The organism is Sphaerotilus sp. (genome assembly GCF_031429695.1).
Taxonomy (GTDB): domain Bacteria; phylum Pseudomonadota; class Gammaproteobacteria; order Burkholderiales; family Burkholderiaceae_C; genus Sphaerotilus.
Genome location: NZ_JANPAB010000005.1, coordinates 1 through 16,851, shown reverse-complemented (window position 1 = coordinate 16,851; position 16,851 = coordinate 1). Strand labels below are relative to the sequence as shown.

Annotated in this window: 13 protein-coding genes; 8 read left to right on the top strand and 5 right to left on the bottom strand. The window is 67.1% G+C overall.

What is annotated here, in order from left to right; translation table 11 throughout:
- The first annotated feature begins 12 nt into the window (after window positions 1–12).
- Window positions 13–621, top strand: coding sequence for a c-type cytochrome (locus RMP06_RS00365; RefSeq protein ID WP_310459789.1), 609 nt, complete (start codon window positions 13–15; stop codon window positions 619–621).
- 18 nt (window positions 622–639) lie between these two features.
- On the opposite strand, the gene RMP06_RS00360 is transcribed toward RMP06_RS00365, so the two are convergent.
- Window positions 640–2,880 (bottom strand): heavy metal translocating P-type ATPase, encoded by a 2,241-nt coding sequence (locus tag RMP06_RS00360; RefSeq protein WP_310459788.1) that lies wholly within the window; start codon window positions 2,878–2,880, stop codon window positions 640–642.
- Between the two features lie 120 nt (window positions 2,881–3,000).
- Between RMP06_RS00360 and RMP06_RS00355 the strand changes: the two genes are divergently transcribed.
- The 7 genes from RMP06_RS00355 to RMP06_RS00325 all read left to right on the top strand — a co-directional run bounded on the left by RMP06_RS00355 (window position 3,001) and on the right by RMP06_RS00325 (window position 12,837).
- Window positions 3,001–4,605, top strand: coding sequence for an ABC transporter substrate-binding protein (locus tag RMP06_RS00355; protein ID WP_310459787.1), 1,605 nt, complete (start codon window positions 3,001–3,003; stop codon window positions 4,603–4,605).
- 216 nt (window positions 4,606–4,821) lie between these two features.
- On the top strand, window positions 4,822–6,003 hold the full coding sequence (gene flhB / locus RMP06_RS00350) for a flagellar biosynthesis protein FlhB (protein WP_310459786.1): 1,182 nt from the start codon (window positions 4,822–4,824) through the stop codon (window positions 6,001–6,003).
- On the top strand, window positions 6,000–8,105 hold the full coding sequence (gene flhA / locus RMP06_RS00345; RefSeq protein ID WP_310459785.1) for a flagellar biosynthesis protein FlhA: 2,106 nt from the start codon (window positions 6,000–6,002) through the stop codon (window positions 8,103–8,105). Before flhB ends, flhA begins: the two co-directional genes overlap by 4 nt.
- Window positions 8,102–9,859, top strand: coding sequence for a flagellar biosynthesis GTPase FlhF (flhF, locus tag RMP06_RS00340; protein WP_310459784.1), 1,758 nt, complete (start codon window positions 8,102–8,104; stop codon window positions 9,857–9,859). Before flhA ends, flhF begins: the two co-directional genes overlap by 4 nt.
- Before the next feature lie 26 nt (window positions 9,860–9,885).
- The gene (locus RMP06_RS00335; protein WP_310459783.1) at window positions 9,886–10,722 is read left to right on the top strand and encodes a flagellar biosynthesis protein; all 837 of its coding nucleotides are present in this window, start codon (window positions 9,886–9,888) and stop codon (window positions 10,720–10,722) included.
- A 19-nt stretch (window positions 10,723–10,741) separates the two neighbouring features.
- On the top strand, window positions 10,742–11,458 hold the full coding sequence (locus RMP06_RS00330) for an RNA polymerase sigma factor FliA (RefSeq protein ID WP_310459782.1): 717 nt from the start codon (window positions 10,742–10,744) through the stop codon (window positions 11,456–11,458).
- Window positions 11,459–11,487: 29 nt separating this feature from the next.
- Entirely contained in the window at window positions 11,488–12,837 is a 1,350-nt protein-coding gene (locus tag RMP06_RS00325; RefSeq protein ID WP_310459781.1) for a methyl-accepting chemotaxis protein, read from the top strand.
- A gap of 99 nt (window positions 12,838–12,936) precedes the next feature.
- Here RMP06_RS00325 and gltA read toward each other — a convergent pair whose 3' ends face one another.
- From gltA to sdhA, 4 genes are all read right to left on the bottom strand, one after another.
- A complete protein-coding gene (gltA, locus tag RMP06_RS00320) occupies window positions 12,937–14,247 on the bottom strand; it encodes a citrate synthase (protein WP_310459823.1) in 1,311 nt (436 codons plus the stop codon).
- A 58-nt stretch (window positions 14,248–14,305) separates the two neighbouring features.
- A complete protein-coding gene (locus tag RMP06_RS00315; RefSeq protein WP_310459780.1) occupies window positions 14,306–14,572 on the bottom strand; it encodes an FAD assembly factor SdhE in 267 nt (88 codons plus the stop codon).
- Window positions 14,573–14,597: 25 nt separating this feature from the next.
- Window positions 14,598–15,302, bottom strand: a complete 705-nt coding sequence (locus RMP06_RS00310) for a succinate dehydrogenase iron-sulfur subunit (protein WP_310459779.1) — start codon at window positions 15,300–15,302, stop codon at window positions 14,598–14,600.
- A 19-nt stretch (window positions 15,303–15,321) separates the two neighbouring features.
- Window positions 15,322–16,851 (bottom strand): succinate dehydrogenase flavoprotein subunit (sdhA, locus tag RMP06_RS00305; RefSeq protein ID WP_310459778.1); only part of this gene is annotated, 1,530 nt, incomplete at its 5' end.

Genomic DNA, 16,851 nt, shown 5'->3' with positions numbered 1-16,851 from the left:
CTCGCAGCCGGTATGTCTTCCGTGCATGCTCAGGACAATCCGGCTGGAGATGCGGCCACCGGTCAGAAGAAGGCCGCGATGTGCATCGGCTGCCACGGCATCCCGGGCTACCGCGCCAGCTTCCCCGAAATCCACCAGGTCCCGATGATCTCTGGCCAGGGGGCCAAGTACATCGTGTCGGCGCTGACCGCCTACAAGAAGGGCGAGCGCAAGCACCCGACGATGCGCGGCATTGCCGGCTCCCTGTCCGAGCAGGACATGGCCGATGTGGCGGCGTTCTACGCGGGTCATCAGGTGGCTGCCTCCACGGCGGCAGCGCCGGTACCGAGTGCCGCAGTAGCCGAGCTGCTCAAGAAGGGCAACTGCGCGTCCTGCCACGGCGAGAACCTGAACAAGCCGATCGACGCCAGCTACCCCAAGCTGGCGGGCCAGCACGCCGACTACCTGTTCGTTGCACTCAAGTCCTACAAGACCGAGAACAACGCCAACGTCGGCCGCGGCAACGCGATCATGGGTGGCATGGCCAAGCCGTTCACCAACGCGGAACTGAAGACGCTGGCGAACTACATCGGTTCGATGCCCAGCGATCTGCAGGTCGTTCCAAACGCCAAGTTCCGCTGAACGGTCTGGGCTGGTGGTTCACCGCGATCGTGGTGACCACCGCGCCAGCAGCAAGGCATTGCTGATGACGCTCACGCTGCTGGCCGCCATGGCCGCACCTGCCACCATCGGGCTCAGCAGCCCGAACGCTGCCAGCGGGATCCCCACCACGTTGTAGGCAAACGCCCAGAACAGGTTCTGGCGGATCTTGGCCGTGGTGCGGCGTGAAATGTCGATCGCTTCGGCCACGGCGCGCGGGTCGCCCCGCATCAGCGTGATGCCGGCGGCGTGCATCGCCACATCCGTGCCCGTGCCGTCGCTGTGCGTGATGGCCATGCCGACATCGGCCGCGGCCAGCGCTGGCGCGTCGTTCAGGCCATCGCCCACCATCGCCACGCGGGTGCCGTCTGCCCGCAAAGCGGTGATCACGCCGGCCTTGTCACCGGGCAACACCTCCGCCCGCACCTCGTCGATGCCCAGTGCCCGGCCCACGGCGCCCGCCGCGTCGCGGTTGTCGCCGCTGACCAGCAGCGTGCGCACACCCAGCGCGTGCAACTGGTCGATGGCCTCGCGCGCGCCGGGCTTGATCGTGTCCCCGAAGGCCAGCAAGCCGAGCAATTGCGGTGTACCCGGTGTGCCCTCGGCCGGCACCTCCGCCAGCCACGCCAGCGTCTGCCCCTGCGACTGCCACCCGTCGGCGATCGCTCGCAACGGCCCGACCGGCACCCCCAGTTCCTCCATCCAGCGCCGGCTGCCCAGTCGCAGCGTCCGGCCTTGCACCACGCCCATGACCCCACGGCCCGCCTGCGCGCGCATCTCGTCCACTGCCGGCAGGGTGCGGCCGGCCGCTGCAGCGACGACGGCGCGGGCCAATGGGTGTTCGCTGCCCGACTGCAGCGCTGCCGCCCAGGCGAGCACGTCGTCTTCGGTCTGCTCCGGCGAGGCGGCATGCCCGACCAGTGCCGGCTTGCCCGCCGTGAGCGTGCCGGTCTTGTCGAAGGCGACGATGCGCACGGCGTGGGCGAGTTCGAGCGCCTGCGCATCCTTGATCAGGATGCCGTGGCGGGCTGCGGCACCGGTGCCGACCATGATCGCCGCCGGCGTCGCCAGCCCCAGCGCGCAGGGGCAGGCGATCACCAGCACCGCGACCGCCCGCAGCACGGCCATCGGCCAGTCGCCCGTCGTCAGCCCCCAGCCGAGCAGCGTGACCACGGCGATCACCACCACCGCGGGCACGAACACCGCGCTGACCTGATCGACCAGCCGCTGGATCGGCGCTTTCTTCGCTTGCGCCGATTCCACCAGCCGGACGATGCGCGACAGCGTGGTCTCGGCACCGATGGCCAGCGTGCGCACGAGCAGCCGGCCCTCGCCGTTGACGGCACCACCGATCACGCGCTGACCGGGTTCGCGTGCCACCGGCAGGCTCTCGCCGGTCAGCAGCGACTCGTCGACATGGCTGGCACCTTCGAGCACCTCGCCATCCACCGGAATGCGCTCGCCCGGGCGAATCACCACCCGGTCGCCGACACGCAGTCGGGCCAGGGGTCGATCCGCCTCGGTGCCATCCGGGCCGACGACATGGGCGAACGCCGGGGTCAGCGCCTGCAGTGCCCGGATGGCGTCCACCGTGTGGTGCCGGGCGCGTGACTCCAGCCATTTGCCCAGCATCACCAGCGTGACCACCACCGCCGAACTCTCGAAATACAGGTGTGGCATGCCCGAGGTGTCGTCCAGCAGCAGCCAGACCGACAGCGCATACGCGGCGCTGGTGCCGATGGCGACCAGCAAGTCCATGTTGCCGCTGCCGCTGCGCAGCGCCGCCCAGCCGGCGCGGTAGAAGCGCGCCCCGAGCCAGAACTGCACAGGGGTGGCCAGCGCCCACTGCAGCCAGCCCGGCAGCATCCAGTGCCCGCCGAACAGCTCCGCCAGCATCGGCAGCACCAGCGGCACCGACAGCAGTGCCGCGATCGCCACACGCCGCCCCTCGTTCAGCCACGGCTCGACGACCACGGGCGGCGGCGCATCGGCGGCCACCTCGTCGGGCACGCTGAACCCCGTGCGGCGCACGGCCGCCTGCAGCGCCTCGCGGGTGGCGGTGTCGGCGCGGGCGACGACATGCGCCTGTTCGATGGCCAGATTGACCTCTGCCTCGACCACGCCGGGCACCTTCTTCAGCGCCTTCTCGACCCGCGTGACACAGGAGGCGCAGGTCATGCCGTCGATGGGCAGTGTCCATTCGCGCAGGGCGGGTTCGGTCGGCATCACGGTGGTGTTCATGCCGCCAATGTGCCCGGATTTGCCGGGCCCGTCTTGACGCCAGTCAAGTCGGCTGCGCGAGAACAATGCACGGTCGATCCGCCTACACTGCATCCATCGAAGTTTGCAGGAGTCCCTCCCATGTCCACAGTCTCCACTGTTCGCCCGCTGTTGCCCACCGTTGTTGCTGCCGTGCTCGCGGCCGCGCTCGGCCTGCCCGCCTCGGCCCAGACACTGCGCTGGGCGACCCAGGGCGATCCGCAGACCATGGACCCGCACGCGCAGAACGAGTCGCTCACCAACCAGATGAACGCCCAGGTCTACGAGACGCTGGTCGGCCGCGACAAGCAGCTCGGCATCGTCCCGCAGCTCGCTACCGAGTGGCAGCAGACCGGGCCGCTGGTGTGGCGCTTCAAGCTGCGGCCGAACGTGAAGTTCCACGACGGCTCGGCGTTCACCGCCGACGACGTGGTGTTCTCCATCCTGCGCGCCCGCGAGCCCAGCTCGAACCTGATTGCCTACGCCAACCAGGTGGGCGAGCCGAAGAAGATCGATCCGCTGACGGTGGAATTCCGCCTCGCCGAGCCGAACCCGGTGTTCCTGCAGCACATGAACACGCTCTTCATCCTGAGCAAGTCGTGGTCAGAGAAGAACCGGGTCACCAAGCCGCAGGATTTCAAGAACAAGGAAGAGAGCTTCGCGGCGATGAACGCCAACGGCACCGGCCCGTTCATCCTCGTCAGCCGCCAGCCCGACATCAAGACCACCTACAAGCGCAACCCGGCGTGGTGGGGCAAGTTCGAAGGCAATCTGCAGGAGGTCGTCTACACCCCGATCAAGAGCGACGCGACCCGGCTGGCCGCGCTGGTCTCGGGCGAGGTGGACTTCGTGCTCGACCCGGCGCCGCGCGACGTGGCGCGCCTGAAGAGCACCGCGGGCGTCAAGGTGGTCGAGGGGGTGGAGAACCGCGTGCTCTTCATCGGCATGGACCAGTCCCGCGACAAGCTGCTCTACGGGCAGGTGCCGGGCGACACCAACCCGTTCAAGGACGTGCGGGTGCGCCGTGCGCTCTACCAGGCGATCGACATCGAGGCCATCAAGACCAAGCTGATGAACGGGCAGGCGATCCCGACCGGGGCCGTGGTGCCGAGTCCGCTGGGCAGCCTGAACGACCCGGAGATCGAGCGCCGCCTGCCCTTCGACCTGGCCGCCGCCCGCAAGGGGATGGCCGACGCGGGCTACGCCGACGGCTTCGAGGTCGGCATGGACTGCCCGAACAACCGCTACGTCAACGACGAGGAACTCTGTGTCGCGCTGGCGGGCATGTGGTCGCAGCTCAAGGTCAAGGTGCGTGTCAACGCGATGCCGCGCGCGGTGTATTTCCCCAAGCTGCAGAAGCTCGACACCAGTCTCTACCTGCTCGGCTGGGGCGGCTCGATCACCGACCCGGAGACGACGTTCACCCCGATCTACCGCAGCCGTGCCGACAAGGGCGTGGGCGACTGGAACTTCGGCAACGTGAAGAACGACAAGCTGGATGCGCTGGCCGCAGCGTCCAGCAGGGAGGCGGATGTGACCAAGCGCCAGGGCCTCATCAAGCAGGTGTTTGCCGAGCACAACGCGCAGATCCACCACATTCCACTGCACCGGCAGTTCGTGCCCTGGGCGGCGCGGCAGAACGTGACCGTGGTCCACCGTGCGGACAACTGGCTGGAGTGGCAGTGGGTGACCGTGGCGCCGCGTTGAGGTTGCGGCAGGGGCGGTGAGCGCGCCCAAGTTCGGATCAAGGCGGCCGCGGGCCGCCTTTTTTCTGCTTGGCGCGGGTCGGGTTGTGGGTGAGGGTCGCCGAGGGGGAATACGCCGAGAAAGGGTGCGCTTATCGGATTCCAGTTCCAGGGTCCGGGCGGAAGAATGGCGGCGAAGCCCCTTCCTCCGATACGCCCTTTCTGATCCCACCACCCGATGTCCGGCGACAGCTCCCAAGACAAGCAACTACCCGCCACCGCGCAGCGCCTGAAAAAGGCGCGTGCCGAAGGCCAGGTGGTGCGCTCGCGGGACCTCGGGCATTTTGTGGTGGTGGCGGCCTCGCTGGGCGTGATGTCCTCGGTGGCGCCTTCGGTCACGCAGCGACTGCGTGACCTGCTCGCGGCTGCGCTGCGCTTTGACGCCGTGACGGTGGCCAGTCCGGCCTTCATGACCGAGCGCCTGGCGTCGGTGGTGCCGGACATGCTGCTGCTCAGCCTGTTCCTGGGCGCCGTGGTCAGCTTCGTGTCGGTGGTGGCGTCGATGGTGTCGGGAGGCTGGGTCTTCACGATGAAAGTGATGGCGCCGAACTTCGGCAAGCTCAACCCGCTCAGCGGCCTGGTCAATCTGCTGTCCAAGGACAAGCTGAGTGACACGCTCAAGTCCTGCGTGCTGGCGCTGCTGCTGGGTGCCGTGGGTGCGCTGTGGATGTGGGCGCACCGCGATGACTTCGTGCGCAGCCAGGCGGTCGAGCTGACGGCCGCGTTCACGGAGGCGGGCAGCCAGATCCTGTCGGGCCTGTGGTTGCTGGTGCTGGTGCTGGCGCTGTTCGCGGTGATCGACCTGCCGCTGCAGCGCTTCATGCACGCCTCGAAGCTGAAGATGAGCCACCAGGACATCAAGGACGAGCACAAGCAGCAGGAAGGCAATCCGGAGATCAAGGGCCGCCTGCGCCAGCGCATGCGCGAGGCCTCGCGCCGCCGGATGATGACCGCGGTGCCGACGGCGGATCTGGTGGTGATGAACCCGACCCACTACGCGGTGGCGATCAAGTACAGCGAGGACGGCGGCGGCGCGCCCAAGGTCGTCGCCAAGGGCACGGACCAGGTGGCGCTGAAGATCCGTGACCTGGCGACCGCGTCACGGGTGCCGGTGCTGGAAGCGCCGCCGCTGGCCCGCGCGCTCTACGCCACGACCGAGCTGGACCGCGAGATTCCCGTGGCGCTCTACAGCGCCGTGGCGCAGGTGCTGGCGCACGTGTTCCGCCTGCGGGAAGCGGTTGCGGGCCGCGCGCCGTACCCGACCTCGCTCGACCTGATTCCTGTGCCGCCGGAGCTTGATCCGGCCGATCCCCGCCATAACCGGCATGCCGCCCGCCACGGTGGAGCCCCCACGCCATGAACGCCCTGACCCCCCATCTGCAACGCCTGTTCGGCAGCAACACCGCCTGGCTGCAGGGCATGGCCGCACCGGTGATGATCATCATGGTCCTGGCCATGATGGTGCTGCCGCTGCCGACCTTCATGCTCGACCTGCTGTTCACCTTCAACATCGCCTCGGCGTTGATGGTGATGGTGGTGGCGTCCTACATGGTGCGCCCGCTGGACTTCGCGGCCTTTCCGTCGGTGCTGCTGCTGACCACGCTGCTGCGCCTGTCGCTGAACGTGGCGTCGAGCCGGGTCGTGCTGCTGGAGGGCCACACCGGACCGGGCGCAGCGGGCGCGGTGATCGAGTCTTTCGGCCACTTCCTGATCGGCGGCAACTTTGCGGTCGGCTTCATCGTCTTCGCGATCCTGGTGGTCATCAATTTCGTCGTCGTGACCAAGGGCGCCGAGCGGATCGCCGAAGTCGGCGCGCGCTTCACGCTGGACGCGATGCCCGGCAAGCAGATGGCCATCGACGCTGACCTGAACGCCGGCCTGATCGACGAGAAGGAGGCCAAGCGCCGGCGCATCGAGGTCGGCAACGAGGCGGAGTTCTTCGGCTCGATGGACGGTGCCTCGAAGTTCGTGCGCGGGGACGCCATCGCCGGCATCCTGATCCTGGTCATCAACATCATTGGTGGCTTCATCATCGGCGTGGCCCAGCACGACCTGACCGCTTCGGCCGCTGCCAGCACCTATGTGCTGCTGGCCGTGGGCGACGCGCTGGTGGCCCAGATCCCCAGCCTGCTGATCTCGGTGGCGGCGGCGATGGTCGTGTCCCGCGTCGGCAAGGAGCAGGACGTGGGCACGCAGATCATCGGCCAGATGTTCCGCACGCCGCAGGCGGTCGGCATGGCCGCAGCGGTCATCGGGATGCTGGGGCTGGTGCCGGGTATGCCGCATCTGGTGTTCCTGCTGGTGGCGGGGGGCCTGGGTTACCTGTCGTACACGATGCGCGGACGTGGCGCACAACTCGCAGCCGCCGAAGCCGCGGGCCTTGCGCTGGCCGACGAGCCGGCCCTCAAGGCGCCCGGCGAGGAGGCCAGCTGGGACGACCTGCAGCCGGTGGACACGCTGGGCATGGAGGTCGGCTACCGCCTGATCGCGCTGGTGGACAAGGAGCGCGGCGGTGACCTGCTCAACCGGATCAAGGGTGTGCGCAAGAAGTTCGCGCAAGAGGTGGGCTTTTTGCCGCCATCGGTGCACATCCGCGACAACCTAGAACTCAAGCCCAGCATGTACCGCCTGACCTTGCGCGGCGCCGTCATGGGCGAGGGCGAGGCCTATCCGGGCATGTTCCTGGCCATCAATCCGGGCAATGCACAGCCGGCGTTGCAGGGCCAGCTGACCGTCGATCCAGCCTTCGGACTGCCGGCGGTCTGGGTCGATGAACGCCAGCGAGAAACCGCCCAAATGGCTGGGTACACGGTTGTTGATTCCTCGACCGTCGTGGCGACCCATCTTTCACACTTGATGCAACAACACGCGGCCCGTTTGCTGGGCCGCACCGAAACCCAGGCGCTGGTCGAGCATGTGACCAAGCTGGCGCCCAAACTGATAGAAGACGTGATCCCCAAGATGATCGGCATCGTCCCACTGCAGAAAATCCTCCAGTCCCTCCTGGAAGAAGGCGTGCACATCCGCGACATGCGCTCGATCGTCGAATCGCTGGCCGAGCAATCGGCGGCCGGTGTGACCGATCCGGCCGAGCTGGCGCGGCGGCTGCGCGTGGCACTGGCGCCGGCCATCGTGCAGCAGATCTACGGCACGCAGCGCGAGCTGGACGTGATCGCGCTGGAGCCCGAGCTGGAGCGGCTGCTGACCCAGGCGCTGACGGCAGCGAATGGCCCGGTGCTCGACCCGAGCGTGGCCGACCAGCTCAGCCGCGGCGCCTCCGACGCGGCCCGTCGCCAGGAAGACCTCGGCCAGGCGGCCTGCCTGCTGGTGCCGGACTCGCTGCGCCTGTCGCTGTCGCGCCTGCTGCGCCGTGCCGCACCGCGCCTGAAGGTGCTGGCGCACAGCGAAATACCTGACACCCACTCGATCCGCATCGGTTCGATCATCGGAGCACACTCATGAATGTGAAGCGCTTTTTCGGGCGCAATTCGCGCGAAGCGATGCAGAAAGTGCGTCAGACCTTCGGCGACAACGCGGTGATCCTGTCGACCAAACCGAGCAGCGACGGTGTCGAAGTGGTGGCGATGCCGTCCGAGAGCATCGATGCGCTGGAGCGCCATGAATCCCCCGCTGCCTCGCCAGTACCCGCACCGAAGCCTGCCCTGCCACAGTCGAACAAGCCCGCCTCACGCTCCCTGGCTGCACCGGCGGCACCCGTTGCGCCGCGGGCCCCGGCTGCGCCCAGGGCGCCGGCCGCTCCCGAGCCATCGGCCACGCCGGTGCAGGACGATGTGGGCACGCTGGCGATGAGCACCCTGTCGTTCCAGGACTATGTCCGCGAGCGCATGCTCAAGAAGCGCAAGGCCGAGCTGAGCGGGCGCGATGGCGTTGCCTCGCCCGAGCCCGACGTCCGCGCCCCATCGACCGATCCCCGCGCGGCACCGCGTCCGGACGTGCGCAACGACGCTCGGCGCGAGCCCCTGTCCACCCGCCAGGCGCCGGCGCCCGAGCCGAGCTATGGCGACTGGTCGACGCCGCCTGAGAGTGCCCATCTGGATGCACCGGCTCCGGTGGGCGCCGATGAAGCGTCGATCCGCCCGTTCCTGCTGAGTCCTTCGGCGCCGGCCCGCCAGACCAGCGCGGCACGCCCGGCGGCCGCCGACAGCCCAGCTCCGATTCCCGCGGTGCGTTCTGCCCCGGTGGACGACAGCGTGGACGACGAGATGGAGATCACCTCGTCCCCATCTGCCGATGCGGACATGCTGGCCGAGATCCGCTCCATGAAGAGCCTGATCGAGGAGCGCTTCACCATGATGGCGTTCATGGACCGGCTGCAGAAGAATCCCCGCCAGGTGCAGCTCAGCACGCGGCTGCTGGAGTGTGGTTTCTCGCCGGCCCTGGTGCGCGAGCTGGTGGACGGCACCCCGCTGGACGAAGGCGATGAACTCGGCGCCGTGACCGACCTGCTGCAGCGCAACCTGCTGACCAGCGAGGACGAGGCCGATCTGGAAGACGAGGGCGGTGTCTACGCGCTGATCGGTTCGACCGGCGTCGGCAAGACCACCTCGACCGCCAAGCTCGCCACCGCCTTTGCCACGCGCCACGGCCCGTCGCAGCTCGGCCTGATCACGCTGGACGCCTACCGCGTCGGCGCCCACGAGCAGCTGCGCGCCTATGGCCGCATCCTCGGTGTGCCGGTCCACACGGCGCACGACCGCGCGGCGATGGAGGACCTGCTCGATCTGCTGTCCGGCAAGAAGATGGTGCTGATCGACACGGCAGGTCTGGCCCAGCGCGATGCCCGCACCCGTGATCTGCTCGACATGCTCACCCACCGCAGCATCAAGCGCCTGCTGGTGGTCAACGCGGCGCAGCAGGCGGAGACGATCGAGGACGTGATCACCGCCTACAAGGCGAGCCAGGCCAAGGGCATCATCTTGTCGAAGCTCGACGAAGCGGTGAAGCTTGGCCCGGCGCTCGACGCGATGATCCGGCACCGGCTGAAGGTGCTGGCGGTCTCCACCGGACAGCGGGTGCCAGAGGACTGGCACCACCTGAACAGCCAGACGCTGATCCAGCGCGCGCTGCGCGGCAGCGCTTCGCAGGCCTGGCGCATGAGCCCCGGAGACGTGAGCATGACCTTCGCACGCCCCGGCGTGTCGACGGGGTCGGCGCTGCGTCGCAGCGCTTATGCCTCGCGAGACCTGGGCGCATGAGCCCGGACCGGCCGACGGAGTCGCTGATGGCTGTTCCTTCTGATGTTCGTCGTGCTCAACCCGGTGACCAGGCCGATGGCTTGCGCCGCCTCTTCTCGACACGCACCGTGCGCTTCATTCCCGTCGTGTCGAACCCCTTCGTTGCACAGGAATCCGTGTTGATCCGCCAGGTCTGCGCCGCACTGGAGCAACTCGGGCTCTATACCCTGGTCGTCGATGTCTGTGACCACGTCCGTGCCCCGGTGCGCGAGACCGGCGGTCGGCTCGACCCCCTGGTCGATCTGGCCGACCGCATCCAGGTACTGACCGACCGCACGGCCAGCCTGCCGGCGCGTGGACTGCCGGCCCGCTGGACCAACGCCAGCGGATCGACCCAGGGGTTCCTGCAGGCCGTGATCGACGCGGCGCCGTTGTCGCAGGCGGTGGTCGTGCACGGCTCGGCGAGTGAGCTGGCGCGGTTGTTCGGGCGCGGCGAGCTGCACCTGAGCCGGCCGCGGCCGATCGTCATCTGTGACGAGCAACCCGATGCGATGACCCATGCCTACGCGGCGCTGAAGGTGCTGTCGCAGCGCGCGGACTGGGTGTCGCACGATCTGCTGGTGAGTGCTGCGGCTGGCTCGGCCGGCATCCGGCTGGTCAAGGACCGGCTGGCGCAGTGTGCCGCGCTGTTTTTTGGCGGTGTCCGGCACGACTCGGTCGATATCGACCCGCGTGCCGTGGTGTTGCCTGCGACGGCCTCGGCCTCGCTCATGGCGTTCATGGAAGCCTCCATGAACGCTGCTGCGGCTTTTGTCCTGCCCGAGATGGGGCGCCGTGGCCCGGTGCCGGTGACGTCGTCACCCCTTTTGCAGCCGATGGTCTGAACCGATCCGGAGCCACCTGATGTACACCTCCAAGGGCCAACTCGAAGCCAACAAGATGCTGGAGCAATACAGCTCGCTGGTTCGGCGTCTGGCGCACCAGATGATTGCCCGGCTGCCAGCCAACGTCGAACTCGACGACCTGATCCAGGTCGGCATGATCGGATTGACCGACGCCCTGACACGCTTCGACGTGAAGCAGGGGGTTCAGTTCGAGACCTTCGCGACACAGCGCATCCGTGGCGCGATGCTGGACGAACTGCGCGGCGGTGACTGGATGAGCCGCAGCAACCGAAAGCACCAGCGCGACATCGAGGCCGCCGTGCACCGGCTGGAACAGCGCTTCGGCCGTGCGCCGCACGAGAGCGAGATCGCCGTCGAGATGGGCCTGTCGCTCACTGACTACCAGGACCTGCTGAACCGGGTGCGCGGAACGCAGCTGGTGTACCTCGAAGACCTCAGTGGCGACGAGGGCGAGAACGACTATCTGGACCGTCACATCGTTGCCGATAACGACGCCGATCCGCTGGCGCGCCTCAACAACCGGCGCATGCGCGAGGCGCTGGTCGAGGCCATCAAGCACCTGCCTGAACGCGAGCAATTCGTGATGAGCATGTACTACGAGGAGGACATGAATCTCAAGGAAATTGCCGCCGTGCTGGGCGTGACCGAGTCTCGGGTCTGCCAGCTGCACAGCCAATCCATCGCTCGCTTGCGCGCCAAGCTGCGCACCTGGTAAGACCGCCCCGACGTCCAGAGGATTGCCCCATGATGAATCTACTTCGACCTCGGGGATCTGTCCCTGTGGCGCCGGAGACCGAGGCCGGTGCGGCCACGGCCAAACCAGCCGACGTGGTGCAGCGGCTGTCGCGCCAGGTGTCGAACATCGGTCGGGACGCGGCGGAAACCCGCGGCGTGATCGAGGACACCCAGAAGATCGTGACCGCGCAGCTGCAGGCCATGAACCACCTCAACCTCGACCTCGGCCGGGTGCAGGAAACCCAGCGCGCCATCGGCGAGGCCACGGGGTCGAGCCGGGAGGCGGTGGTCCGTGCCCGGCAGCAGGTCGAGCAGGTGGCGCGCGAGGTGACGGGCATCGTCGAGGTGCTGCACCAAGTGGCCAATGCCGCCGGTGACATCGGACAGATTGCGCTGCAGACCCGGTTGGTGGCGTTCAATGCCTCGGTCGAGGCCAAGCGGGCAGGGGAGGCGGGGCGCGGCTTTGGCGTGGTGGCAGATGCCGTGAAGGACCTGGCCGGGCGCGTCGAGTCGTCCTCTCGCACCATCATGAGCACACTGGTCGATCTGGATCGGCGCATCGAAGCGTTTTCGCGCGACATCCGTGTCGACCTCGTCGCTGAACGGCAGGGTCAGATTCACCGGGCCTTTGCCGACGTGGAAACTGCCGTTCACCGCATCGATTCCGCCGCCGACATCAGCCGCTCGATCGCACAGCAGGTGATCGACAAGACGCAGGTGCTGGGCAAGGAGATCCAGGGCGCGATCAGTGGTCTGGACACGGCGATGCACTGCAGCAACCGCTTCCTCGCGGTGTCGGAGCGTCTGATCGACGAGCTGGCCGGCTGTGGGGTCGAGACGGAGGACACCCCGCTGATCCGTTCGGCGCAGGCCGCCGCGCAGCGCATCACCGAGTTGCTGGACAAGGCGATCGCAGGCGGTCAGATCGATCTGCAGGCGCTGTTCGACGAGCAGTACCAGCCCATTGCACAAACCGATCCGCCGCAGTTCCTGACCCGCTTCGTGCCGCTGGCCGACCGCCTGTTCCCGGAGGTGCAGGAGCAGGTGCTGGCCCGTGGCGACAAGGTGGCGTATTGCATCGCGGTCGATCGCAACGGCTATGTGGCCACGCACAACCGCATCTATTGCCAGGCGCAGCGACGTGGGGACGTGGTGTGGAACACCGCCAACAGCCGCTACAGGCGCATCTTCAACGACCGCACGGGCCTGGCATCGGCCCGCAACCGCCGGCCGTTCCTCGTGCAGACCTACCGGCGCGACATGGGCGGCGGCAGTTTCGTGCTGCTCAAGGAGGTGGCCGCGCCGATCGTGGTCCAGGGTCGTCATTGGGGCGCGCTGCGCATCGGTTACCGGTTCTGATCCGGGCCGCCGCGAATCACCTTTCCCCAATGAACAAGGCCCCTTGAAGGGGCCTTGTGCGTTTCGGCTGCGGCACCTGCGTGCAGGTGCCGAACCGGATCAGCGCGCCGACAGCGGCGGCGCGTCGCGGCGGGCTGCGCCGACATAGAGCTGGCGCGGACGGCCGATCTTGTACTCCGGGTCGCCAATCATCTCGTTGAGCTGCGCGATCCAGCCCACGGTGCGGGCCAGCGCGAAGATCGCGGTGAACAGCGGCACGGGGATGCCGATGGCGCGCTGCACGATGCCGGAGTAGAAGTCCACGTTCGGATAGAGCTTGCGGGCGACGAAGTAATCGTCTTCCAGCGCGATCTTCTCCAGCTCCATGGCCAGCTTGAACAGCGGGTCGTCGTGCAGACCGAGTTCCCCCAGCACTTCGTGGCAGGTCTCGCGCATCAGCTTGGCGCGCGGGTCGTAGTTCTTGTAGACGCGGTGACCGAAGCCCATCAGCTTGACGCCGGAGTTCTTGTCCTTCACCTGGTTCATGAACTCGCCGACCTTGGCCACGCCACCCATCTTCTGGATGTCGCCCAGCATGTTCAGGCAGGCCTCGTTGGCACCACCGTGCGACGGGCCCCACAGGCAGGCCACGCCAGCCGCGATGGCCGCGAACGGGTTGGTGCCCGACGAGCCGCACAGGCGCACGGTCGAGGTCGAGGCGTTCTGCTCATGGTCCGCGTGCAGGATGAAGATGCGGTCGAGCGCGCGCTCGATCACTGGGTTCACCTTGTAGTCCTCGCACGGTGTGGCGAACATCATGCGCATGAAGTTGCCGGCGTACGAGAGGTTGTTCTGCGGGTACATGTAGGGCTGGCCCACGGTGTACTTGTACGCCATGGCCACCAGCGTCGGCATCTTGGCGATCAGGCGGATCGCGGCGATGTCGCGGTGCTGCGGATTGTTGATGTCCGTGCTGTCGTGGTAGAAGGCCGACAAGGCGCCGACCAGGCCGGTCAGGATGGCCATCGGGTGTGCGTCCCGGCGGAAACCGCGCAGGAAGAACTGCATCTGCTCGTTGACCATCGTGTGGTTGGTCACGCGGCCATGGAAGTCGGTGCGCTGGTCCGCGTTCGGCAGATCTCCGTACAGCAGCAGGTGGCAGGTGTCGAGGAAGTCGCAGTTGACCGCGAGCTGCTCGATCGGGTAGCCGCGGTACAGCAGCTCGCCCTTGTCACCGTCGATGTAGGTGATGGTCGAGTTGCACGAGGCCGTGGACAGGAAGCCGGGATCGTAGGTGAACTTGCCGGTCTGCGCGTAGAGCTTGCGGATGTCGATGACATCCGGGCCGATCGTGCCCTTGTAGAGCGGCAGGTCCATCGAGGCACTGCCATCGGAGAACGATAGGGTGGCCTTCACGTCGGAGGGGATCATCATGGCGGTTTCCTCGGTAGGTCAATAGTGTCTGTATCGGGTCGATCCTGCCCGGACCTCAAGGACGCTGCCGCAGCATGCCCAGCACGAGCCGCACGTCTGGCTGATCCAGATCGCCTTCGGGTTCGCGCCGGCACAGCAGCAGGTCCAGCAGGTCGTTATCGGCAAGATCCATCAAAACTTCCAGGCCCCGGGCCTGTCGAACGGTCAGGCTGGACTCGTAGCGTCCGAAGAACCGCTCGATGAACAGATCGTTTTCCAGCAAGCCACGCCGGCAACGCCAGTGCAGCTTGCTGAGGGCCCGCTCGTCGAGCAGAGTGTCCATCGCCGTACTTTCAGGGGTCTGACCGTCAGACGGCACGCCGGACCATCAATTCCTTGATCTTGCCGATGGCCTTGGTCGGATTCAGGCCCTTCGGACAGACGTCCACGCAGTTCATGATCGTGTGGCAGCGGAACAGGCGGTACGGATCTTCCAGGTTGTCCAGGCGGGCGGCGGTGTCCTGGTCGCGGCTGTCGGCGATGAAGCGATACGCCTGCAGCAGACCGGCCGGGCCGACGAACTTGTCCGGGTTCCACCAGAAGCTCGGGCAGCTGGTCGAGCAGCTCGCGCACAGGATGCACTCGTACAGGCCGTTCAGCTCGTCGCGCTCTTCCGGCGACTGCAGACGCTCCTTGTCCGGCGGGATCTCGTCGTTCACCAGATACGGCTTGATCGAGTTGTACTGCTTGAAGAACTGGGTCATGTCCACGATCAGGTCGCGGATGACCGGCAGCCCCGGCAGCGGCTTGAGCACCACGGCGCCCGGCAGGTCGCGCATGTTGGTCAGGCACGCCAGGCCGTTCTTGCCGTTGATGTTCATCGCGTCCGAACCGCAGACGCCTTCGCGGCAGGAGCGGCGGAAGCTCAAGGTCGGATCGACTTCCTTGAGCTTGATCAGGGCATCCAGCAACATGCGCTCATTGCCGTCGAGTTCGACCTCGATCGACTGCATGTAGGGCTTGGCATCCTTGTCCGGGTCGTAGCGGTAGATCTGGAATGTGCGCTTGGCCATGTTGGGTCTCTTCAGAAGGTCAGAAGGTGCGGACCTTGGGCGGAACCGAATCCACCGTCAGCGGCTTGAGGTTGACGGGCTTGTACGACAGGGTGTTGGTGGCACTGTCCCAGAGGGTGTGCTTCATCCACTCGGCATCGTTGCGGCCGAGCGGGAACTGCGCGTCATCGGCGCCGCGCTCGTAGTCCTTGACCGTGTGCGCGCCGCGGCATTCCTGGCGGGCCGCTGCCGAGGTCATGGTGGCCTGGGCAGCTTCCATCAGGTTGTCCACTTCCAGCGCCTCGATGCGGGCGGTGTTGAAGACCTTGGACTTGTCCTTCAGGGTGATGTGGTTCACGCGCTCGCGCAGGGCGTTGATCTTGACCACGCCGGCGTCCATCGTCTTCTGGGTGCGGAACACGCCAGCGTGCTGCTGCATGGCATCGCGCATGTCGCCTGCCACGGCCTGCGAATACTCACCCGAGCCGCTCTTGTCCAGGCGGGCCAGACGGGCCAGCGCCAGGTCCGCGGCATCCTTCGGCAGCTCCTTGTGGGACTTCGGCGCCGACTTGATCGCCTCGACGATGTGGTTGCCGGCGGCACGGCCGAACACCAGCAGGTCCAGCAGCGAGTTGGTGCCCAGGCGGTTGGCGCCGTGCACCGACACGCAGGAGCACTCGCCCACGGCGTACAGACCATTGACGACACTCTTGTAGTCATCGCCCTTGGGCGTGACGACCTGGCCGTTGATGTTGGTCGGGATGCCACCCATCTGGTAGTGGATGGTCGGCACCACCGGGATCGGCTCCTTGGTGATGTCGACGTTGGCGAAGTTGTGGCCGATCTCGAACACCGAGGGCAGGCGCTTGAGGATGGTGTCGCCGCCCAGGTGGGTCATGTCGAGCTGGATGTAGTCCTTGTTCGGACCGCAGCCGCGACCTTCCTTGATTTCCTGGTCCATGCAGCGCGAGACGAAGTCGCGTGGCGCCAGGTCCTTCAGCGTCGGGGCATAGCGTTCCATGAAGCGCTCGCCGTTGGCGTTGCGCAGGATCGCGCCTTCGCCGCGGCAGCCTTCGGTCAACAGCACGCCCGCGCCGGCCACGCCGGTCGGGTGGAACTGCCAGAACTCCATGTCCTGCAGCGGAATGCCGGCGCGCGCCGCCATCCCGAGGCCGTCGCCGGTATTGATGTAGGCGTTGGTGCTCGCGGCGTAGATGCGCCCGGCGCCGCCGGTGGCGAGCAGCGTGGTCTTGGCTTCCATGATGTGCACGTCGCCAGTCTCCATTTCCATGGCGACAACACCCAGCACATCACCCGCCGCATCGCGCACCAGGTCGAGCGCCATCCATTCGACGAAGAAGTTGGTGCGGGCCTTCACGTTTTGCTGGTACAGGGTGTGCAGCATGGCGTGACCCGTGCGGTCGGCGGCGGCACAGGCGCGTTGCACCGGCTTTTCACCGTAATTGGCGGTGTGGCCGCCGAAGGGGCGCTGGTAGATCGTGCCGTCGGGGTTGCGGTCGAAAGGCATGCCCATGTGCTCAAGCTCATAGACAACCTTCGGCGCTTCGCG